We start from the raw sequence: 19,556 nt of genomic DNA on the forward strand, positions 1-19,556 counted from the left end.
ACGGCGGGGGTTCTATGCCGGTACGGCCGCGTCGAGGTCGGTCATCAGCAGCTCACCGTTGATGAAGGCCCCCGCCCGGTAGCCGCCCGCCGCCGCGTTCACGACCTGCTCGGCGAAGCCCATGGCGTTGCCGACCGCCCAGACGCCGGGGACGGTCGTCAGGCCGGTCGGGTCGACCACGGGGTACGCGCCGAACGGTGTCTCGTGGAGTTCGGCGCCGAGCCGCTGCAACAGGTCCGTCTGCGGGACAGCGCGGGGTGCCGTGAAGACGACCTCGCGGGCGTGTGTCGTGCCGTCCGTGAGGCGTACGGCTGAGAGGTGGTCGTCCTCCACCACCAGCTCCGCGACCTCGCCGGGCACCCTCTTCACCCCGGCCGCCGCGAGCCTGCGCAGGTCGTCGTCCGACAGTTCCTGCTCGGCGACGGTGTGCAGGAAGAGCGTCACGTCCTTCGACCACTGGGACACCATCAGGGCCTGGTGGACGCTCAGCGCGGTCGTGGCCAGTACGCCGAAGGCCTGGTCGCGGACCTCCCAGCCGTGGCAGTACGGGCAGTGCAGCACGTCCCGGCCGAAGCGCTCGGCCACGCCGGGCACGGCAGGCAGTTCGTCCCGCAGGCCCGTGGCGATCACGAGGCGCCGTGCGCGCACGGTCCGGCCGCTCGCGAGGGCGACCGCGAATTCCTCGCCCTTCGTGACGTCCACGGCCCGGTCGCGGACGAATTCCACGCCGTACCGTGCGATCTCGTCCCGGCCGATCGCCAGGAACTCGGCGGGTGGCATGCCGTCCCGCGACAGATAGCCGTGCATATGCGCGGCGGGCGCGTTGCGCGGTTCGCCCGCGTCGACGACGAGCGTGCGGCGCCGGGCCCGGCCCAGGACCAGCGCGGCGGAGAGTCCGGCCGCGCCCCCTCCGACGACGATCACTTCGTACTGCTCGCTGTGCTTCTCGGTCATGGAAGACCACCTCCACGACCGACGGTCGCCCCACCCCTGCCGCATTGACAAACCTGTTTGCCGAAACTGCAATGACGTCCATGAATCACGACGCCACGGACGAGGTCCTCGCGGAGGTCGGCCCCCGGCTGCGCCGGATCCGCAAGGAACGGGGTGCCACGCTCGCCGGACTGTCGGCGGCGACCGGCATCTCGGTCAGCACGCTGTCCCGGCTGGAATCCGGACTGCGCAGGCCCAGCCTGGAGCTGCTGCTGCCGATCGCGCGGGCGCACCAGGTGCCGCTGGACGAGCTGGTCGGCGCCCCACCGGCGGGGGACCCGCGGGTACGCGGCAAGCCCCTGGTGCTCCACGGCCGCACCTTCTGGCCGCTCACCCGCCAGCCCGGCGGCCTCCAGGCCTTCAAGGTGCTGGTGCCGCAAAGCACCGAGGAGCCCGAACCGCGCACACATGAGGGCTACGAGTGGCTGTACGTGCTGTCCGGTCGGCTGCGGGTGGTGCTGGGCGAGCACGACGTCGTCATGGCGGCGGGCGAGGCGGCCGAGTTCGACACCCGCGTGCCGCACTGGTTCGGGTCGACGGGAGAGGGGCCGGTGGAGTTCCTGAGCCTGTTCGGGCCGCAAGGGGAGCGGATGCATGTGCGGGCCCGGCCGAAGCGGTCATGACGGTGACACTGATACGTCAACTCCACGAACCCGTATGGAGGTTGGCCGTTTCATCTCGTCCGCCCCGGCCTGTGTGCCTGCTGTGACGGGTGTTGCACACTGAGCCCATGACACGCATGAGGAAGATCGCAGCCGCGTTGCTGGCCGCATCGGCCACGCTGCTCGCGATACCCCCCACCGCCTCCGCCACCCCCACCGCGCACAAGACCTTCTTCAGGGAGAACTTCGACCGTCTTCCCCTCGGGCCGGTCACCGCGGGCCGCGACTGGAGTGCCGATACCTCCGACGGTTCGCTGACCGTCGAGCCCGGCGCCACCGGCCACGGGCACGAACTGCGGCTCCACACGGAAGGCAACGGCCGCGCCTTCCTCGCCCTGTCCGGTCTCGCACCCGTCGGCAACAGCTTCTGGGCCAGGCTGCGACTGCGTGTGGACCGCCTCCCCACGGCTCCCGACTGGGCGCACTGGACCATCGCGGAGGCTTCCGGATCCGATGTCCCCACGCTGGTACGGCCCTTGGGCGGCCAGTACGTTCCCAGCTCGAAGGGCAACTTCTGGGGGGTGGGCTCCGATCTCGGCCCCACCGGCGACTGGACCGCCTGGAAGACCTGCGCTCCCGCCACGGCCGGAACCTGGCAGTGCGTCGAATTCCACCTCGACGCGACCGACAACCGCGTCACCGTCTACCTGGACGGCGCGGAGCAGCCCGAGTTGACGGTGTCGACGAAGCAACACGGCGGCACGGCGGACGACTTCGTCTTCCCGCACTTCGACAAGCTCAAGCTGGGCTGGCAGCTGTACCAGGCCGACCCCACCCCCTCCTCTTACGACATGCACATGGACGACGTGGCGCTGAGCAGCGAGCGGATCGGCGGTTGCGGCTCATGACGGGGCGTCCGTCGCCTGCCGGCTGCCGTCGTACGGGGCCGGGGGCCGGCCAGGACCGTGGCGATCTGCGCACCGTCGTGCGGGCCGCGGCCTGCGAGGACCGGCGCCGGGTCGTGCTCGGCGGTCACTCCTGCTGGCTCTTCGCGGCACGGGAGGCGGTGCGCCGTCCGCGGGCCGGGGTTTTCCGGCTCGGCGGTGGCGGCGCGGTCGAGGCACGGACGACGAGGTCGACCGGCGGGTCACTCGGCGGCAAGGGCTCTGCCTCCGGGTTCTCGATGGCATGCACCAAGCGCTTGAGCCCCTCCTGGGCCACCGCGTCGAACGGTTGCCGCACGGTGGTCAGGGGAGGAGTCACATAGGCGGCGACCGGGATGTCGTCGAAGCCGACGACGCTGACGTCCTCCGGCACACGCCGGCCGGCCTCCGTCAGCGCGCGGATCAGTCCGATCGCCATGTCGTCGTTGGCGGCGAAGACAGCGGTGACGCCGCCGTCCTCGGCCAGCTCCCGTCCCGCCCGGTAGCCGGAGGCGGCCGACCAGTCGCCCCTGACGACCGGATGCACCTCCCGGTCCTGCGCGGTGAGGGCCGCCTGCCATCCCTCCAGCCGGTCCCTGGCGGCGTACCACCGCTGGGGACCGGCGAGGTGATGGACCGTCATATGGCCGAGGTCCAGCAGGTGTTCGGTGGCGGTCCGGGCCATCAGGTCGGCGCCGTGACCCGCGGTCAGCGCCGTGGGCCCCGTGACGGGCGGCGGTGCGCCGAAGACGAGGACCGGAACGCCGAGGCGGAGCGAGGGTGCCTTGCCGTCGGCCTGCTCGTCGATCGGTTCCGAGATGACGATGCCGTCCACGCCCTGATCGAGGAGCGCGTCCATGGCACCAGCGACGCCCGCCGGGTCGCCCTCCATCGTATTGACCACGCGAAGGGCGTAACCGGTGTCCCGGACGATCCTCTCGACACCCATGAGCAGCGAGGCAGGTCCGTACAGCGCCGTGCCCGGCGTCACCACGCCGATCGAGCGGGTGCGTCCGGAGGCCAGCGCGCGGGCGGCGTTGTTGAGCCGGTAGCCGAGTTGCCCGGCGGCGTCGAGCACCCGTCGGCGTACGTCTGCCGAGACGTACGGTTCGTCGTTGAAGACCCGGAAGACCGTCTTCTGCGAGACCCCCGCGAGCCGGGCGACGTCCACGCTGCGCGGTGCGGCGGAGCCTGCGCCCCGCCCTGTCCCTCGCGTCATGGTGCCTCCCGGCGGCCGTTCGGTCGAGCGCCGTCATGCCCTTCGCAGATCGGCTGACAGCGCTGTCACGTCTACGTAGTCATAGAAGCGGCGTCAAGGGTCCGGAACGCCTCCCGACCTCTACAGGATGCCGATGTTGGTGAGCGGGATGTTCCAGTCGTTGCTCTCGACGTCACCACGGCCGTCCTGAGCCGTAGCTGGTCCCGCACACAGCATCAGCCCGGCGACGGCGATGGTCAGGACGGCGGCGACACGACGCTTCACGGTTCCTCCTCCGCTACGGCAGTGCCGCCCACCCTGCTCCGGACCGGCAGCCGCGCCGCTCCGGACACGCCGCGCGGCCCGAGGAATCAGCCGCTCGGTGGCGGCACCGCTCTCGCCGGCCGTCAGCTCCCCGACAGCTCGGAGGCGGTGAAGCGCTCGAATCCCGCGTGGAAGGCCGTGCCCCGCGGGTCGGTCGCGCTGTAGTGGAAGGCGGCCACACCGCAGCCCCGGGCGTCGAAGGCGGCTCCGGTGTACGAGGCGACCCGGGTGCCGTCCACGCCGAGCTCGACCCTGATCCGGCCCGCACCGGCCGGGGAACAGGTCATCGACATGTCGACCTGCCGCCGGGTCGTGACCTTCAGGCCCGCATCCGCGAGGTCGACCTCGACGACCCGGTCATGCTGGAAAGCGCCTTTGAACCGGAACTCCCGCACGATCAGGGCCTCCTGTCCTGTTGTCAGGTAGGTCGCCCAGCGAGAGCCCTTCCGGTAGTCCCCCGAGCCGTTGCACCACAGCCCGACCCCGCCCTCGCCCCCGTACCACTCCGTCTGGGTGCTGAGCCGTACCGCGAACGACGACGGCTCGAAGGGCGCCTGCGGCCACACCTCCAGCTCGGTCCTGGGGTCCACCAGCATGGTTCCGCCCTGGTGTGTGATGCTCGCCAGGGCGGGGTCCTTGTGCGTCCAGTCGCCCGAATCGGTCAGGTCGTCGGTGTACGAGAGGGGTGGGGAGCCCGCGGAGCTGTTCGGCCTGCCGGGCGAGGACGGGGAGCTGGAGCCATGGGCTCCCCCCGAGGAGGTGGTGCTCAGCACGACGGCGAGCAGCACGGCCGCCGCGGCACTGCCGGCCGCGAACCCCCACAGCCGCAGCTGCCTGGCGCTCGTGCCCAGGCGGGAGCCGCCCTTCCCGCCTCCGGCCGCCGGCAGCGGCGGCTGTGGCGTCCGCGACTGCGACTGCGCGCCCTCCGCCGTCCCTGCGAGCCGGGTGACGAGCTGGGCGGCGGTGGGCCGCTCGGCCGGGTCCTTGCGCAGACAGTCGGCGATGACCGAACGGACCGGCTCCGGCACCGCCGAAAGATCCGGGTCGCGCTCGCACACCGCGACGAGCACCTCGTAGCCGCTCTCCCCCTCGAAGGGATGCCGCCCCGTGGCGGCGAAGTACAGCGTGCCGCCGAGGGAGAACACATCGGTGGCGCCGCTGACCCGCATCGATCTGACCTGCTCGGGCGACATGTACGCGGGTGAGCCGAGCACACTGCCCGGGGTGGTGAGCGCCGACTCGAGCAGCCGGTCGTCGCGGGCGATACCGAAGTCGATGATCCGCGGCCCGTCCGGGGAGAGCAGGATGTTGGACGGCTTGATGTCCCGGTGCACGACACCCACCCGGTGCACCTGCGCCAACGCGTGCGCGACGGCCAGCGCCACGGACTGCAGCCGCCCGGAGGACAGCGGGCCACCCGCGGTCACATGCTGGTGGAGCGTGGGGCCCGGCACGAACTCGCTCACGATGTACGGATTCCGCCCGGTCAGGTCGGCATCGAGGACCCGTGCGGTGGCCAGCTCGCCGACCCGGCTCGCCGCACCGAACTCCCGCCGTACGCGGGCGAGCGCGACCTCGTCGTACTCCTTGCCCGGCAGCAGGAACTTCACCACCACCTGCCGCCCGGCCCGGTCCCGGGCGAGCCACACCACCCCTTGCCCGCCCCGGCCCAGCTCACGCTCGCAGACGTATCCGCCCACCGACAGCTGCATCCGTGGATCCATGCCCCCGCCCCCAGCCCCGCCCCCGGTCCATGGCCGTTCTCCAGCGTATCGGCCCACTTGGGCCGTGACAGGGCTCTTGTCCGGGTTTCATGCCTCAGCCCGAGTGTCCGGGTTTCATGCCTCAGCCCGAGCGGGGATCGACATGGATCTTGGGGCCTGGCCCGGAGCCGGGCGGGCGCTCGCCGGCGAGTACCGGGCCCACCTCGTCGAGGCCCACGGTGGCGGCGACGAGCGGCCTGGGGTCGACCGATCCGGTGGCGTAGGCGCGGATGGCGGCGTCGAGGCCGGGGGAGGCGGAGAGGATGCCCACCGCGGTGACGTCCTTGAGGGCGAGCGTGCGGGTGTCGATCCTGCTGGGCTCGCCGGCCAGCCCGATGTACACGACCCGGCCGGACGGCTCGACCAACTCCAGTGCTCTTTCCGGCAGATGGGCGGCGTTCGAGGCGTCGACGACCGCGTCGAAGGGCAGGTCCGGCAGAGAGTCCTCGGCCCAGACGTGTGCGAAGCCCAGGGCGCGGGCGAAGGCGAGGGAACTGTCGGTGCTGCCCATGAGGTGGACCTCCGCACCGGTCGTACGGAGGAACATCGCGGCCAGCAGTCCGATGGTCCCCGGTCCCAGGACCAGCGCCCGGTCCCCGGGGCGTGGGGCGGCGGCCTCGGCGGCCCGCAGGGCATTGCCGCCCGGCTCCACCAGCGCCCCGAGCACGGCGTCGACGGAGTCGGGCAGGGTGTGCAACGAGGAGGCGGGGACCGCGAGTTGCTCGGCCAGGGCCCCGGGCCGGTTCCCGCGGATGCCGACCTCCTGCCGCTTCTCGCACACGTGCTGGTGGCCGCGCAGACAACGGCGGCACACCCCGCAGCCGAGCATGGTGTCGCCCATGACGCGGCGCCCGAGCCAGCCGGGGTCGACACCCTCGCCGAGCGCCGCCACCCGCCCCGCCCACTCATGACCGAGCCGCATCGGGTAGGCGGCGTGGCCCTGGTGGAGGTAGGCCATCGCGCCGGTGAAGAACTCCACGTCGGTGCCGCACACGCCGACCCGTTCGACCTCGACGACGACTTCGCCGGGTGCCGCCATGGGCGCGGGGACCTCCTGCACGGCGTACTTGCCCGGGCCGGTCAGGACGAAGGCGCGCATGGGGCGACTGCTCACCGGGGCCCGAGGACGCGCTGACGCTGGGCGCCGAGCTGCTGGATCCCGAGTTCCATCACGTCGCCCGGCCGGAGATACACAGGCGGGGTGAGGCCCATGCCGACGCCGGGCGGGGTGCCGGTGTTGATCAGATCGCCTGGCTCCAGGACGAGGAACTGGCTGAGGTAGTGCACGATGAAGTACGGGTCGAAGATCATCGTCTTGGTGTTGCCGGTCTGCCGGCGCACCCCGTTGACGTCCAGCCACATGTCGAGCGCGAGGACGTCCTCGATCTCGTCGGTGGTGGCCAGCCACGGGCCCGCGGGGTTGAAGGTCTCCGCGGACTTGCCCTTGGCCCACTGCCCGCCCCGCTCCAGCTGGAAGGCGCGCTCGCTGACGTCGTTGACGACCACATAGCCGGCGATGGCCTCGCGCGCCTCTTCGACCGAGTCCAGGTAGCTCGTGCGCCTTCCGATGACGATGCCGAGCTCCACCTCCCAGTCCGTCTTGGTGGACCCGCGCGGGATCCGCACGTCGTCGTTCGGGCCTACCAGGGTGTTGGGCGACTTGGTGAACAGGATCGGCTCGTCGGGCACGACCATACCGCTCTCGGCCGCGTGGTCGCGGTAGTTGAGGCCGATGCACAGGATCTGGTGCGGGCGGGCGACGGGCGCGCCGATGCGCTCCCCGGCGAAGCGGGACACCTGCCCGGCCGCCGCCCGCTCCGTCACGAGAGGGCGGACGCGGTCCAGGCCGCCTGCGCCGAAGAACGCCTCGTCGAAGTCCGTGACGACGTCCGAGAGGTCCACATAGGTCTCGTCGTCGAGGCGGGCGACGGGCTTTTCGGCGCCGACGGCGCCGATGCGCATGAGGTACACGAGCTCAGTCTCCAGGGTGGGTTCGGCGGGGTGGGTGGGCGGCCCCGGCGGGCCTTCAGCGGTGGGGCTCGCCGAGGGGACCGAGCAGCGCACGGATCTCGTCGGCCGCTTCGACCAGGGTGCTCAGCGGTGTCCGGTAGGTCAGCGCACTCACGCTGACGGCTCCGGAAGGCGTCCTCGGCGAGGTCGCGTACACGGGCAGGGCGAGGCAGTTGACGCCCGGCTCGTTCTCCTGGTCGTCGAGGGAGTATCCCCGCTCCCGTATGGACTGCAGCTCGCGGTGCAGGGCGTCGGCGGTGCACAACGTCCGCGGGGTGCGGCGCACCAGGGCGGAGCCGCCGATCCATGCCTCGACCTCCGCCAAGGTCTCCAAGTGGCGGGCCAGCAGCAGCTTTCCGACTCCGGTGGCGTGCGCGGGGTTGCGGCCGCCCACCATCGAGGTGAGCCGGACGGCACCGCTGGGCGGATCGACCTTGGCGCGGTAGACGACCTCACGGCCGTCGAGGACCGCGTAGTGCGCGGTCTCACCGAACCGCTGCGCCAGCGCCTCCAGGACCGGGCGGACGCGGACATGGTCGGGCCGGGCCTCGTGGTGGGCGAAGGCCATCCGCAGGAACTCGTCCCCGAGCGCGTAGTGGCCGCGGGCGTCCTGCCCGGCGAGCCCCGCCCGGCGCAGGGCCGCGAGCGCCCGGTGCACGGTCGGCTTGGGACTGCCGATCACCCGGGTCAACTCCTCCAGACCCACGCCCTCGGGATACCGGGCAAGCTCCTTGAGGACGGCGAGCACCCGGTCCGACCCCACGAGCCGGCCGCCGTCGACGCCGGTCGAGCCGTCCGCGCCGGGGTCTGTCGCACCCTCGTACGTCTGCGTACGCTTCATGATGTTCCGGACTCTAGAGCGGCGTACCGACTATTGGAAGAGGCTCCATGGTGACGCTCCGCAGCGCGCAGTGGTACGAGGGCCAGGACCGCAACGCCTATATCCACCGGGCCTGGATGCGGCGGGGCGCACCGGACGACGCCTTCACCGGGCGGCCGCAGATCGCCATCGCCAACACCGCCTCGGACCTGACCCCCTGCAATGCCCACCTGAACGAGGTGGCGGCGTCCGTGCGCAACGGCGTGTACGAGGCGGGCGGGATCCCGCTGGACCTGCCCGTGGTGTCGCTCGGCGAGACGAATGTCCGCCCCACGGCCATGCTGTGGCGCAACATGGCGGCGATGGCCACCGAGGAGATGCTGCGGGCCAACCCCGTCGACGGCGTCGTCCTGCTGGGCGGCTGCGACAAGACGATCCCTTCGCTGCTGATGGCCGCCGCCTCCGTCGACCTGCCCGCCGTCGTCGTACCCGGCGGTCCGATGCTCACCGGAACCTTCCGCGGCACACCTCTGGGCTGCGGCACCGATGTGTGGCGGTTGTCCGAGGAGGTCCGCGGGGGCACGCTCTCCCAGGAGGAGTTCACCCGCTCCGAGTCGTCGATGATCCGCAGCCGGGGCCACTGCAACACCATGGGCACCGCCTCGACGATGGCGGTGGTGGCCGAGGCCCTGGGCACGATCGTGCCGGGCACGGCCGGAACTCCCGCCCCCGACAGCCGGCTTCTGAAGGCCGCGCACCGCACCGGCCGGCTGGCGGTGGACATGGTGGGCAACGACCGGCGGCCCAGTTCCTTCCTCACCAAGGCCTCCTTCCACAACGCGATCGTCGCGCTCGCCGCCGTCGGAGGCTCCACCAACGCGGTCGTCCACCTCCTCGCCGTCGCGGGCCGCCTCGGCATCGGCCTGACCCTCGACGACTTCGACCGCATCGGCTCCCGGGTACCGGTCCTCGTCGACCTCCAGCCGGCCGGCCGCTTCCTCATGGAGGACTTCCACCGCGCCGGCGGCCTCCTCGCCGTCCTGCGCGAAGTCCGCGACCTGCTCGACCCCGACGCCCTGACCGTCACCGGCAGCCCCCTGGTCGAATTCCTCGACGACGCCCCGATCTGGGACGAGGACGTCATCCGCCCCCGTGCCCAGCCGCTCGTCGCCGAGGGCGGGATCGCCGTCCTGCGCGGCAACCTCGCCCCCGACGGTGCCCTCGTCAAACCGGCCGCCGCCTCAGCGCACCTGCTGCGCCACCGCGGCCGGGCGGTCGTCTTCGACTCGATCGAGGACTTCCATGCCCGTATCGACGACCCGGACCTCGACGTCGACGCCGACAGCGTGCTGGTCCTGCGCGGCTGCGGCCCCAAGGGCTACCCCGGCATGCCCGAGGTCTCGAACATGCCGCTCCCGAAGAAGCTCCTCGAACAGGGAGTCCGCGACATGGTCCGCGTCTGCGACGGCCGCATGAGCGGCACGGCGTACGGGACCGTCGTCCTGCACGTGGCCCCGGAAGCCGCGGCCGGCGGCCCCCTCGCGCTGGTGCGCACCGGGGACGTCATCTCCCTCGACGTCGAAGCCCGCCGCATCGACGTCGAGGTACCCGCCGACGAACTCGCCCGCCGCACGCCGAACAAGGCCACCGTCACCGGTTTCGCCAACCCCCGCCGCGGCTGGGAACGCCTCTACGTCGACCACGTCCTGCAAGCCGACACGGGCGCCGACCTTGACTTCCTCGTCGGCTCCAGCGGCTCGGAGGTGAGCCGCGAGTCGCACTGAGCCGTGCCTCGGATCGGCTCTCCTGAGCGGTCTACCGGTTTTGCGGCCAAGGTGCCCGGTCCTTCAGGGCCGGGGTTGATGCCCGCTCCCGGGGAGCGGAGCAGGCGAAGCCGAATCGCCGCCAGGGCGATTCAGCCTTCCGAAAGGTACGGCGCTGAGGGCGACCGCAAACACGCGATGGTGACCGGGTGTTGAGGGCCTGTGAACCGGTGGCCGGCCTGGTCGGCGACCGGGAGCGGTCACTCACCCGGGTGATGTTGATCGATGGCGTGCGCGGCCGGGGAACGCGCGAGCTAGATTCACGGCATGGCACGGTTTCGGATGTACCCGACGAGCGAGCAGGCGAGCATCATGCTCGGCCATTGCGCGCACGCCCGGTACGTGTGGAACCTCGCCGTGGAGCAGCACTCGCACTGGTACAAGGGCCGCAAGGCAGCGCCCGGGTTCGCCGAGCAGTGCCGCCAGCTCACCGGAGCCCGGCGTGACAACGAATGGCTGCGTGCCGGAAACGCCGACGTGCAACAGCAGGCCCTGAAGGACTTCGCCAAGGCCAAGAATGCCAAGTTCATCTCCGGCTTCGGTGAGCCGACCTGGCGCAAGAAGTACGTGCACGAGGGATTCCGCGTCATCGGCACCGACCGAGTACCGGAGTTCGAGGCGGACGGTTCGCCGCAGCTGAACGCCAAGGGCAAGCAGGTCATGGGCCGCTCGGTGGTGGTGCACAAGCTCAACCGGCGATGGGCCCAGGTCAAGGTGCCCGGCTGCGGCTGGGTGCGCTTCCGGCTCACCCGCGCCGAGCTGCCCAGTGCGAAGACGTTCCGGGTCACCTTCCGCAACGGCCAGTGGCACATCGCGTTCGCCGTCGTCCCCGAGCCGATCGACGCGCCCGGCACGGGTGAGGTCATCGGCATCGACCGGGGCGTCAAGATCACCGCCGCCCTCTCGGACGGCCGGAAACTGAACTGCCCGCAGCTCACCACGAAGGAACGGGCGCAGATCCGCAAGCACCAGCGGCGGGCCGCCCGCGCACCGAAGGCCAGCGAGGCCAAGACTGCCGAGTACGCCAAGATCGCCAAGCTCAAGGCGCGCGAAGCCGACCGGCGTAAGGACTGGTGCGAGAAGACCAGCACGATGCTTGCCCGCACCTATCGCCTGGTGCGGTTCGAGAAACTGAACATCAAGAACATGACCGCCTCCGCGAAGGGGACGGTCGAGCAGCCTGGCAAGAAGGTCAGGCAGAAGGCCGGGTTGAACAGGGCGATCCTCGCCCAGGGCTGGGGCTTTCTCCGGCAGCGCACGGAGCACAAGGCTCCGGGCCGGGTCGAGGACGTCCCCGCACCCTTTACGTCTCTGCGTTGCTCCGCCTGCGGGTGGATCGAGAAGAAGTCGCGCAAGAGCCAAGCCGACTTCGTCTGCGTGTCCTGCGGGTTCACCTGCAACGCCGATCACAATGCAGCAACCAATGTCGCGGCAGGACAGGGCGGGTGTCCCCGCCCCTGGCGGTCAGCCGGTGCCGGAGGGACGACAGCGGCCACCGGCCGCTCGAACGTCCGTGAACCTCAACTCACCTGGGTTGGAATCTCCCTCTTTTAGAGGGGGAGGATGTCAAGCCATCATCAAGGTCCGCCCGCGCTCGCCTGGGCAGCCACAGCCGCGAACATGTCCGCAACCTCTACGACCGGCTGGTCAAGGTGCCGGGAGCCCTGACGGTGTGGCACGTCGGCGGTGACGACGACTTTCTTCTGCATGTGGCTGTGGCGAGCCCGGAGGAGCTGCGGGACCTCATCCTGGAGCACGTGACCGTCCATCCGATGGTCCGGCAGACCGAGACCCAGCTGGTCTTCGAGGTCCGCGACGGCCGCGGCGTGCTGCCCGGGTGAGCCCAGGGCTACCGAGAGTCTTGTCCGTGTGAAGTGTTTCCTCATGAGCAAGCGACCGCTTAGTATGCGATGGACCCCGGTCAGACAGAGCAGTCCCCTGGAGGCACCGCATGCAGGCATGGCAAGTGCACGAGAACGGCGAGCCGAGCGAGGTGATGCGGCTCGAGGAGGTGGAGCGCCCCACGCCCGGCGACGGCCAGGTGCTGCTGAAGGTGCGTGCCGCGAACATCAACTTCCCGGACGTGCTGATGTGCCGGGGCCACTACCAGGTACGCCCGCCGCTGCCGTTCACGCCGGGCGTGGAGATCTGCGGGGAGACCGAGGACGGGCGTCGGGTCATCGCCAACCCCGCCCTGCCGCACGGCGGTTTCGCCGAGTACGCCCTCGCGGACGCCGCCACCCTGCTGCCCGCGCCCGACTCGCTTGACGACGCCGAGACCGCCGCCCTGCACATCGGCTACCAGACCGGCTGGTTCGGTCTGCACCGTCGCGCTCACCTGGAAGCGGGCGAGACGCTGCTCGTCCACGCTGCCGCAGGAGGGGTCGGCAGCGCGGCCGTGCAGCTCGGCAAGGCGGCCGGGGCCACCGTGATCGGGGTCGTCGGCGGGGCCGACAAGGTGGCCGCGGCCCGGGACTCGGGCTGCGACGTCGTCATCGACCGCAAGAGCGAGGACGTCATCGCCGCCGTCAAGGAGGCCACGGGCGGCCGCGGCGCCGACGTCATCTACGACCCGGTCGGCGGCGAGGCCTACGCCCAGTCGACCAAGGTCGTCGCCTTCGAGGGCCGGATCGTGGTCGTCGGCTTCGCCAGCGGGGTCATCCCCAGCCCGGGGCTCAACCACGCCCTGGTGAAGAACTACTCGATCCTCGGACTGCACTGGGGCCTGTACGGCACCAAGAACCCGAAGCTGATCGCGCACTGCCACGAGCAGCTCACCGAGCTGGCCGCCCGGGGGGCCATCAAGCCGCTGGTCAGCGAGCGCGTGCCGCTGGCCGGGGCCGCGGCCGCCGTGCAGCGTGTCGCCGACGGCGTGACCACCGGCCGGGTGGCCGTCCTGCCGTCCCTGGAGAACGGAGCCGCCGCATGACCGACGCAGCCGAACTGCGCAGCCGCACACAGGAGTTGCTGGCCGCCCACCCACCGGCGACCACCGACCGCCTGGACTTCCTGGGGGCCCGCTTCGACGCGGGTCTGGCCTGGGTGCACTACCCGGAGGGCCTCGGCGGCCTCGGCGTACCCCGCTCCCTCCAGGCCGTCGTGGACGCCGAGCTGGAGGCCGCCGGCGCCCCCGACAACGACTCGCGCCGCAACGGCATCGGGCTCGGCATGGCCGCCCCGACGATCCTCAAGTACGGCACCGAGGAGCAGAAGCAGCGCTATCTGCGGCCCCTGTGGATCGGCGAGGAGGTGTGGTGCCAGCTGTTCAGCGAGCCCGGCGCCGGCTCCGACCTCGCAGCCCTCGGCACCCGGGCCGTACGGGAGGGCGACGAGTGGGTCGTCAACGGGCAGAAGGTGTGGACGTCCGGCGCGCACAACGCCCGCTGGGCCATCCTCATCGCCCGCACCGACCCGAACGTGCCCAAGCACGCGGGCATCACGTACTTCATCTGCGACATGACCGACCCGGGTGTCGACGTCCGTCCGCTGCGTCAGATCACCGGTGAGGCCGAGTTCAACGAGGTGTTCCTCACCGACGTCCGCATCCCCGACTCCCGCCGCCTCGGCGAGATCGGCGACGGCTGGCGGGTCGCGCAGACCACGCTGAACAACGAGCGTGTCGCGATCGGCGGTATGCGGCTGCCCCGCGAGGGCGGCATGATCGCGCCGGTCGCGAAGACCTGGCGCGAGCGCCCCGAACTGCGCACCCACGACCTGCACCAGCGGCTGCTGAAGCTGTGGGTGGAGTCCGAGGTCGCCCGGCTCACCGCCGAACGCCTGCGCCAGCAGCTCGTCGCCGGGCAGCCCGGCCCCGAGGGTGCCGGCATGAAGCTCGCCTTCGCCCGTCTCAACCAGGAGATCAGCGGCCTGGAGGTCGAACTCCTCGGCGAGGAGGGCCTGTTGTACGACGACTGGACCATGCGCCGCCCCGAACTGGTGGACTTCACCGGCCGCGAGGCCGGCTACCGCTACCTCCGCGCCAAGGGCAACAGCATCGAGGGCGGGACCAGCGAGGTCCTGCTGAACATCGTCGCCGAACGCGTCCTGGGCCTCCCGTCCGAGCCGCGCACCGACAAGGACGTCGCATGGAAGGACCTCGCCCGATGAGCGCACAGCCCGATCTTCTCTACTCCGAGGAGGAAGAGGCGCTGCGGTCCGCCGTACGGGACCTCCTCGCCGACCACTGCGACGCCCCCGGCGTCATCGCGCGCACCGAGTCCGACGCCCCGCACGACCTCGCCGCCTGGAAGGCCCTCGCCGACGGCATGGGCCTGGCGGGCCTGCTGGTGCCCGAGGCGCAGGGCGGCCAGGGCGCCACGCACCGCGAAGTCGCCGTCGTACTGGAGGAGCTGGGACGCGCGGTCGCCCCCGTGCCCTACCTCTCCAGCGCCGTCGTCGCCACCGAGGCCCTGCTGGAGTGCGGGGACGAGGAGTTGCTCGGGCGGCTGGCCTCCGGGCGGGCCATCGGCGTGCTCGCGGTGGCGCTGCACCGCGCCCCCGGCACGGCCTTTCCCGCCGTACGACTGGAGAACGGCACCCTGCACGGGGAGCTGACCGGCATCGCGGACGCGGCTGCCGCGGACGTGCTGCTCGTACCGGCCGAGGACGGCGGGCTGTACGCGGTGGACGCCTCCGAGGCCACCATCACCCCTCAGGTGTCCCTCGACCTCACCCGGCCGCTCGCAAGCGTCACCCTGAACGGGGCGCGGGCGCGCAGGCTCGGTGACGCCGAACCCGCCGTACGACGTGCCCTGCGGGCCGCGGCCGGGCTGCTCGCCTCCGAGCAGTTCGGGCTCGCCGACTGGGCTTTGACGGAGACCGTGCGCTATCTGAAGGAGCGCAAGCAGTTCAACCGGCCAGTCGGCGGCTTCCAGGCGCTCAAGCACCGCCTCGCCCAGCTGTGGCTGGAGGTCGTCAACCTCCGCGCGGCCGCCCGCAACGCGGCAGACGCGCTCGCCACAGGAGAGGATGTCGAGGTGGCGGTGGCCGTGGCGCAGGCCTACGCGGCGCCGGTCGCGGTGCACGCCGCCGAGGAGGCGCTTCAGCTGCACGCCGGCATCGGCATGACCTGGGAGCACCCCATCCACCTCAACCTCAAGCGGGCCAAGGCCGACTCGATCGCGTACGGCACGGCCGGCGCCCACCGGTCCGCCGTGGCCGAACTGGTCGACCTCCAGGCACCCTGACGCCCCCTGACGGTCACCCGGTGAAGCCCGCCCCACCTGGGGCGGGCTTTTCCATGCCGCCGTGCGGCAGGAGTGAACGGACAACGGCAGTCCGGCCAACTCCTGGCATGTGCAGGTCCATTGGGGCTTTTTCCGTCCGATACTCCCTGTGGTTCAGACCCGCCCCACAGGGAGGCAGAACATGGCCCTCGTCACCCGTCGCAGCGCCCTCACCGCGTTCGGCGCCACGCTCGCGGCAGTGCTCGCCCCGCCCGCCGGCAGCGCGTTCGCCGACGAACACAAGCACCCTGCCCCGTTGTGGCGCGCCCACGCCCACAACGACTACGAGCATCCGCGCCCCCTCTTCGACGCCCTCGACCACCGCTTCGGCAGCGTCGAGGCCGACATCTTCCTCGTCGGCGACCAGCTCCTCGTCGGCCACACCGCGGACGAGCTCGACCCGAAGCGGACCCTGGAGTCCCTCTACCTCGACCCCCTGGCCGCGCTCGTGAAGGCCAACCACGGTTCCGTGTACCGCGGCTACCGCAGGCCGCTCCAGCTGCTCATCGACATCAAGACCGAGGGCTCGTCGACCTACCTCGAACTCGACCGCCATCTCCGCCGCTACAAGCACCTGTTCACGACGTATGCCCACGGCCGTGTGGTCCCCGGCGCGGTCACCAACGTGATCTCCGGTGACCGTGCCGCCCGTGTCCCCATGGAGACCCAGACCGTACGGCGGGCCTTCTACGACGGCCGGCTCAGCGACCTCGGCACCTCGGCGCCCGCCTCCTTCATCCCGCTGATCAGCGACAACTGGCAGCTCAACTTCACCTGGCTCGGTGAGGGCACGTTCCCCGACGCCGAGCGGCAGAAGCTGCGCGGAATCATCGGCCAGGCGCACGCACGCGGGCAGACGGTGCGCTTCTGGAACACCCCCGACCTGGCCGGTCCCGCCCGGGACGCCCTGTGGGCCGAACTGTTCGACGCCGGTGTCGACTACTTCAACACCGACGACCTCGCCGGCCTCGAGGCGTTCCTGGACGCCCACCGGGTGGCGTAGACACCACACGTTCGGCGGACAGGTCAGCCGCACGGACGAACCCTCCGCTACGCCACACTTGCGGCCGAACGCCGCGAACCGGAAGTGGCGGCGCAGCGGAGGAGGTTGACAATGGCGATTTCCATCTCAGTGGTGGTGCTGCTGCTGGTCCTGGCGGTGATCTTCACCCGCAACGGCGGGCTGAAGATCTCCCACGCCCTGGTGTGCACACTGCTGGGCTTCTACCTGGCGGGCACGAACATCGCGCCCACCATTCACAGTGGCGTGACGGCGACGGCGGGCATCGTCAGCAGCCTCCGCCCCTGAGGTTCACGGGCCTGAGGCTGCTGACGCCGGTCATGACGCCGAGAAAACCCCGATGCCGTTCGGGACCGGCCGTTCCGCATCGCCGGACGGATGATTGCGTACGGAGACGGTGGCCTCCCCGGGCACGCGGGCGACCAGGGTCGTCGATCCGCCGCCGTCCAGGCTGAAGGCGTCGGTCGAGCCCAACGCCCGCATGGTGTCGGCCACTTCGGCGATCGTCAGGCCCTTGCGGTAGGCGGGCGCACCGTCCAGGGCGAACAGCAGCAGCCGCTTTCCGCCGCCCGCGATGCCGACGGCCGTGCGCACGGCCCCGGTCGCGTCGTCCAGGCCCGAGAGGGGCTGGCCGCCCTTCAGGACGGGATAGCCGCCGAGCGCGAAGCGGTACGCCTTGCGGGTGGTGGCGGAGACCAGCCGGTGCGTCACCGTCACCGGCTCGCCCTTGAAGAACTTCCGCAGCCGCTGCGCGCCCGCCTCCCGGCCGACGAGCACCGTGGTCCCCGCGGCGATGGCGCCCTTGCCGGGGGTGCCGGACATGGCGACGACCCGGCCCCTGCGGACCGTCACCTCGTAGGTGTCCGTGCTGCAGGCGGCCGCCCGGTCGGTGTCCGTGCCGCAGGTGGCGCGGACCCGGGAGACGCTGCCCCAGTCGGAGGTGAAGGCGCCGACCGAGTTCTCCGGCAGCGCGTACTGGTTCAGCCCGCCGAGCGGCAGCCGTCCCGCCGGAGTGCGGACCGACCCGGCGAGGGTCAGACGGTCCAGCCGGGCCCTGCGGTCCACGCCCACGCCGAACACGTCCCGGGTGGTGGTCCCGGGCGGCAGGGCCGGCCCGAAGCGCTGGCCGTCCGGCACCGACGCCTTGAGCACATGGCCGTTCACGATCGCCGGACCGTCGGTCGAGCCCGTCACCTCGACGCCCGGGTGCTGGGACTCGGAGATGTTGAAGAAGTCGCCGTTGATGCCCGCGACGGCCCCTTGTGCGTCGGCCATCCTGGAGACGGCGGCACGTGCGGCCACGGCTCCCGGATACAGCAGACCGAGGCGTACGTGCTTGTTGCGCAGGTCCACGGTGAGCAGATGGGCGTGGGTCACGCCCTTCGCCCCCTGGACGTCGAACTGCTTGTAGGTGACCCCCGGCGCGAGCGCGGTGCCGCTCTCCACACCGCTGGCCGGTGCCGCCCCCACCAGGGCCGCACCGGCCAGCGCGCCGAATGCCGTGAGAAACGCCAGTGTCGATCTGACCGACGTCCGAACCGTTGCCTCGGATCTGCCTGCTGCGAAACGCTTCTGATGACGCGTCACAGTTCCCCCTGAGGGATCGTCAACTGTCTCGGGTCTCAGGGGAAGTGCACCAGATCGTGGTGGTCCGCGGGACGGCTATGCGCCGACTACGCGAGAACGAGTGAGAAAACGCACCCCCTCGGGTGCCTCCAGCGAGAAACCGCTGCCGCGGCCTGCTACGACGTCCACGATCAGCCGGGTGTGGCTCCAGGCCTCGTACTGGCTGCGCGACATCCAGAACGTCACCTGCTCCGGCACCCCGTCGACCTGCAGCTCCGCGAGCAGCACATCCGAGCCGCCGGTGCGGAACTCGCCCGCCGGGTAGCACATGGGCGCGCTGCCGTCGCAGCAGCCTCCGGACTGGTGGAACATCAACGGACCGTGCGTGGCACGCAGCCGGCGCAGCAGGTCGGCGGCGGCGGGGGTGAGTTCGACGCGCGGGGTCTCCTCATGCATGCGTTCAGGGCAGCACGGCGGAGGTTGCGAGAGGGTTGCACGCGGCCCTCACTTGGGGCGGCGATCCGGCACGAACACACTGAGCCGGTAGGTGGTCGGCTGCCTCAGCCGTCCGCAGAGCATGTCCAGGCGTACTGTCGACCAGTCGATCCGCCGGTCCGTGGCCTGCAGATGCCGGAGATGCGTCCGCCATTCGGACTCGTCGTGGGTCTCGAAGACGGCTTTCCAGTGGCCGGCCTCGAGGGCGAGACGTTCGGCGGCGCGCCGCTGTTCTTCCCGTTGCCGGTGTTTTCGCTTTCGCTGCCCTGGCATCGGACCAGCATCGTCGGCGCCCCTCACCGCAGCAAGACGATTACGGCTGCCCAGGCGCCGCATGGCGGCGCAGTGACACCACCTGTTCCGGTGCCCAGCGCTGTTCGACGACGTCCAGCACGGGGTGCAGCCCCGGCGACCGGGCCTCCCCGACGGCCCGCGCCATCAGCGCGGCGCCCAGCCCGTGTCCGCGTGCGGCCGGTGGGACGAACAACCGGCCGACCACGGCGGTGACATCGACGCCGACCCCCTTGCGGGTGGGCCCACACCGCGGCCGCCGCCTCCCCCTCGGTGGCCCGGGACAGGCTGAGATGGCCGACCACGGAGCCGTCGAGCTCGGCCAACCAGGACGTCGGCTGAGAGCGTGTGGTCAGCAAGTCGGCCGGGTGGTCGGGCCAGTTGACGGAGAGCCGCTGTGCCGGTGCACGGCGGCCAACACCTCGACGCAGGCGGCGAGGTCAGCGTCCGTTCGCGGCCGGACGAGATGGGACGGGTCGGTGGTCCTCATGATCAGCCGGTA

21 protein-coding genes are annotated in these 19,556 nt (G+C 71.3%); 10 read left to right on the plus strand and 11 right to left on the minus strand.

The annotated features are described in order from the left end of the window. Positions 1–12 precede the first annotated feature (12 nt). Positions 13–954, minus strand: coding sequence for an NAD(P)/FAD-dependent oxidoreductase (locus ACFY1E_RS29615; RefSeq protein ID WP_389080923.1), 942 nt, complete (start codon positions 952–954; stop codon positions 13–15). A gap of 80 nt (positions 955–1,034) precedes the next feature. Between ACFY1E_RS29615 and ACFY1E_RS29620 the strand changes: the two genes are divergently transcribed. Continuing rightward, positions 1,035–1,616: a helix-turn-helix domain-containing protein gene (locus ACFY1E_RS29620; RefSeq protein WP_389080925.1), complete on the plus strand. Its 582-nt coding sequence runs from the start codon at positions 1,035–1,037 to the stop codon at positions 1,614–1,616. Positions 1,617–1,723: 107 nt separating this feature from the next. Continuing rightward, positions 1,724–2,503 carry a hypothetical protein gene (locus ACFY1E_RS29625; protein WP_389080927.1) on the plus strand — a complete coding sequence of 260 codons (780 nt, stop codon included), beginning with the start codon at positions 1,724–1,726 and terminating at the stop codon, positions 2,501–2,503. Positions 2,504–2,627: 124 nt separating this feature from the next. Here the strand turns inward: ACFY1E_RS29625 and ACFY1E_RS29630 are convergent, their stop codons facing one another. The 6 genes from ACFY1E_RS29630 to ACFY1E_RS29655 form a co-directional block, all read right to left on the minus strand. Then, the gene (locus ACFY1E_RS29630) at positions 2,628–3,737 is read right to left on the minus strand and encodes a LacI family DNA-binding transcriptional regulator (protein WP_389080929.1); all 1,110 of its coding nucleotides are present in this window, start codon (positions 3,735–3,737) and stop codon (positions 2,628–2,630) included. Between the two features lie 120 nt (positions 3,738–3,857). Continuing rightward, positions 3,858–4,001 (minus strand): hypothetical protein, encoded by a 144-nt coding sequence (locus ACFY1E_RS29635; protein WP_389080931.1) that lies wholly within the window; start codon positions 3,999–4,001, stop codon positions 3,858–3,860. Positions 4,002–4,123: 122 nt separating this feature from the next. Continuing rightward, a complete protein-coding gene (locus ACFY1E_RS29640; RefSeq protein ID WP_389080933.1) occupies positions 4,124–5,752 on the minus strand; it encodes a serine/threonine-protein kinase in 1,629 nt (542 codons plus the stop codon). A 133-nt stretch (positions 5,753–5,885) separates the two neighbouring features. Continuing rightward, complete coding sequence (locus tag ACFY1E_RS29645) at positions 5,886–6,902, minus strand: zinc-binding dehydrogenase (protein ID WP_389080935.1); 1,017 nt, start codon at positions 6,900–6,902, stop codon at positions 5,886–5,888. An 11-nt stretch (positions 6,903–6,913) separates the two neighbouring features. Next, positions 6,914–7,774 carry a fumarylacetoacetate hydrolase family protein gene (locus ACFY1E_RS29650; protein WP_389080938.1) on the minus strand — a complete coding sequence of 287 codons (861 nt, stop codon included), beginning with the start codon at positions 7,772–7,774 and terminating at the stop codon, positions 6,914–6,916. Positions 7,775–7,829: 55 nt separating this feature from the next. Next, positions 7,830–8,654, minus strand: coding sequence for an IclR family transcriptional regulator (locus ACFY1E_RS29655; protein WP_389080940.1), 825 nt, complete (start codon positions 8,652–8,654; stop codon positions 7,830–7,832). A gap of 47 nt (positions 8,655–8,701) precedes the next feature. Here ACFY1E_RS29655 and ACFY1E_RS29660 point away from each other — a divergent pair, with 47 nt between their 5' ends. The 8 genes from ACFY1E_RS29660 to ACFY1E_RS29695 all read left to right on the plus strand — a co-directional run bounded on the left by ACFY1E_RS29660 (position 8,702) and on the right by ACFY1E_RS29695 (position 16,990). Beyond that, the gene (locus tag ACFY1E_RS29660; RefSeq protein ID WP_389080943.1) at positions 8,702–10,417 is read left to right on the plus strand and encodes an IlvD/Edd family dehydratase; all 1,716 of its coding nucleotides are present in this window, start codon (positions 8,702–8,704) and stop codon (positions 10,415–10,417) included. Positions 10,418–10,723: 306 nt separating this feature from the next. Continuing rightward, entirely contained in the window at positions 10,724–12,010 is a 1,287-nt protein-coding gene (locus ACFY1E_RS29665; RefSeq protein ID WP_389080946.1) for an RNA-guided endonuclease InsQ/TnpB family protein, read from the plus strand. A 44-nt stretch (positions 12,011–12,054) separates the two neighbouring features. After that, positions 12,055–12,297: an Lrp/AsnC ligand binding domain-containing protein gene (locus ACFY1E_RS29670; protein ID WP_389081074.1), complete on the plus strand. Its 243-nt coding sequence runs from the start codon at positions 12,055–12,057 to the stop codon at positions 12,295–12,297. 110 nt (positions 12,298–12,407) lie between these two features. After that, a complete protein-coding gene (locus ACFY1E_RS29675) occupies positions 12,408–13,385 on the plus strand; it encodes an NADPH:quinone oxidoreductase family protein (protein ID WP_389080948.1) in 978 nt (325 codons plus the stop codon). Further along, a complete protein-coding gene (locus ACFY1E_RS29680; RefSeq protein WP_389080950.1) occupies positions 13,382–14,563 on the plus strand; it encodes an acyl-CoA dehydrogenase family protein in 1,182 nt (393 codons plus the stop codon). Before ACFY1E_RS29675 ends, ACFY1E_RS29680 begins: the two co-directional genes overlap by 4 nt. Then, positions 14,560–15,642 (plus strand): acyl-CoA dehydrogenase family protein, encoded by a 1,083-nt coding sequence (locus tag ACFY1E_RS29685; protein WP_389080952.1) that lies wholly within the window; start codon positions 14,560–14,562, stop codon positions 15,640–15,642. The genes ACFY1E_RS29680 and ACFY1E_RS29685 overlap by 4 nt, the downstream gene beginning before the upstream one ends. Before the next feature lie 181 nt (positions 15,643–15,823). Then, complete coding sequence (locus tag ACFY1E_RS29690; protein ID WP_389080955.1) at positions 15,824–16,684, plus strand: phosphatidylinositol-specific phospholipase C/glycerophosphodiester phosphodiesterase family protein; 861 nt, start codon at positions 15,824–15,826, stop codon at positions 16,682–16,684. Between the two features lie 111 nt (positions 16,685–16,795). Next, positions 16,796–16,990, plus strand: a complete 195-nt coding sequence (locus tag ACFY1E_RS29695) for a hypothetical protein (protein WP_115914139.1) — start codon at positions 16,796–16,798, stop codon at positions 16,988–16,990. A gap of 30 nt (positions 16,991–17,020) precedes the next feature. On the opposite strand, the gene ACFY1E_RS29700 is transcribed toward ACFY1E_RS29695, so the two are convergent. The 4 genes from ACFY1E_RS29700 to ACFY1E_RS29715 all read right to left on the minus strand — a co-directional run bounded on the left by ACFY1E_RS29700 (position 17,021) and on the right by ACFY1E_RS29715 (position 19,250). Continuing rightward, the gene (locus ACFY1E_RS29700; RefSeq protein WP_389080957.1) at positions 17,021–18,172 is read right to left on the minus strand and encodes a phosphodiester glycosidase family protein; all 1,152 of its coding nucleotides are present in this window, start codon (positions 18,170–18,172) and stop codon (positions 17,021–17,023) included. Between the two features lie 192 nt (positions 18,173–18,364). After that, entirely contained in the window at positions 18,365–18,724 is a 360-nt protein-coding gene (locus ACFY1E_RS29705) for a DUF779 domain-containing protein (RefSeq protein ID WP_389080960.1), read from the minus strand. 48 nt (positions 18,725–18,772) lie between these two features. Then, entirely contained in the window at positions 18,773–19,036 is a 264-nt protein-coding gene (locus ACFY1E_RS29710) for a hypothetical protein (protein WP_389080962.1), read from the minus strand. 40 nt (positions 19,037–19,076) lie between these two features. Then, a complete protein-coding gene (locus ACFY1E_RS29715; RefSeq protein WP_389080964.1) occupies positions 19,077–19,250 on the minus strand; it encodes a GNAT family N-acetyltransferase in 174 nt (57 codons plus the stop codon). Positions 19,251–19,556 lie beyond the last annotated feature (306 nt).

It is taken from the genome of Streptomyces sp. NPDC001604 (genome assembly GCF_042893475.1).
Classification (GTDB): Bacteria; Actinomycetota; Actinomycetes; order Streptomycetales; family Streptomycetaceae; genus Streptomyces.

Excerpts from the sequence above, each read along its gene's own strand:
- ACFY1E_RS29640 (WP_389080933.1), bottom strand. The coding sequence starts at position 5,752 with ATGCAGCTGTCGGTGGGCGGATACGTCTGCGAGCGTGAGCTGGGCCGG.
- ACFY1E_RS29680 (WP_389080950.1), top strand. The coding sequence starts at position 13,382 with ATGACCGACGCAGCCGAACTGCGCAGCCGCACACAGGAGTTGCTGGCC.
- ACFY1E_RS29655 (WP_389080940.1), bottom strand. The coding sequence starts at position 8,654 with ATGAAGCGTACGCAGACGTACGAGGGTGCGACAGACCCCGGCGCGGAC.
- ACFY1E_RS29630 (WP_389080929.1), bottom strand. The coding sequence starts at position 3,737 with ATGACGCGAGGGACAGGGCGGGGCGCAGGCTCCGCCGCACCGCGCAGC.
- ACFY1E_RS29705 (WP_389080960.1), bottom strand. The coding sequence starts at position 18,724 with ATGCATGAGGAGACCCCGCGCGTCGAACTCACCCCCGCCGCCGCCGAC.
- ACFY1E_RS29625 (WP_389080927.1), top strand. The coding sequence starts at position 1,724 with ATGACACGCATGAGGAAGATCGCAGCCGCGTTGCTGGCCGCATCGGCC.
- ACFY1E_RS29685 (WP_389080952.1), top strand. The coding sequence starts at position 14,560 with ATGAGCGCACAGCCCGATCTTCTCTACTCCGAGGAGGAAGAGGCGCTG.
- ACFY1E_RS29645 (WP_389080935.1), bottom strand. The coding sequence starts at position 6,902 with ATGCGCGCCTTCGTCCTGACCGGCCCGGGCAAGTACGCCGTGCAGGAG.
- ACFY1E_RS29690 (WP_389080955.1), top strand. The coding sequence starts at position 15,824 with ATGGCCCTCGTCACCCGTCGCAGCGCCCTCACCGCGTTCGGCGCCACG.
- ACFY1E_RS29615 (WP_389080923.1), bottom strand. The coding sequence starts at position 954 with ATGACCGAGAAGCACAGCGAGCAGTACGAAGTGATCGTCGTCGGAGGG.
- ACFY1E_RS29695 (WP_115914139.1), top strand. The coding sequence starts at position 16,796 with ATGGCGATTTCCATCTCAGTGGTGGTGCTGCTGCTGGTCCTGGCGGTG.
- ACFY1E_RS29665 (WP_389080946.1), top strand. The coding sequence starts at position 10,724 with ATGGCACGGTTTCGGATGTACCCGACGAGCGAGCAGGCGAGCATCATG.
- ACFY1E_RS29675 (WP_389080948.1), top strand. The coding sequence starts at position 12,408 with ATGCAGGCATGGCAAGTGCACGAGAACGGCGAGCCGAGCGAGGTGATG.
- ACFY1E_RS29620 (WP_389080925.1), top strand. The coding sequence starts at position 1,035 with ATGAATCACGACGCCACGGACGAGGTCCTCGCGGAGGTCGGCCCCCGG.
- ACFY1E_RS29710 (WP_389080962.1), bottom strand. The coding sequence starts at position 19,036 with ATGCCAGGGCAGCGAAAGCGAAAACACCGGCAACGGGAAGAACAGCGG.
- ACFY1E_RS29660 (WP_389080943.1), top strand. The coding sequence starts at position 8,702 with ATGGTGACGCTCCGCAGCGCGCAGTGGTACGAGGGCCAGGACCGCAAC.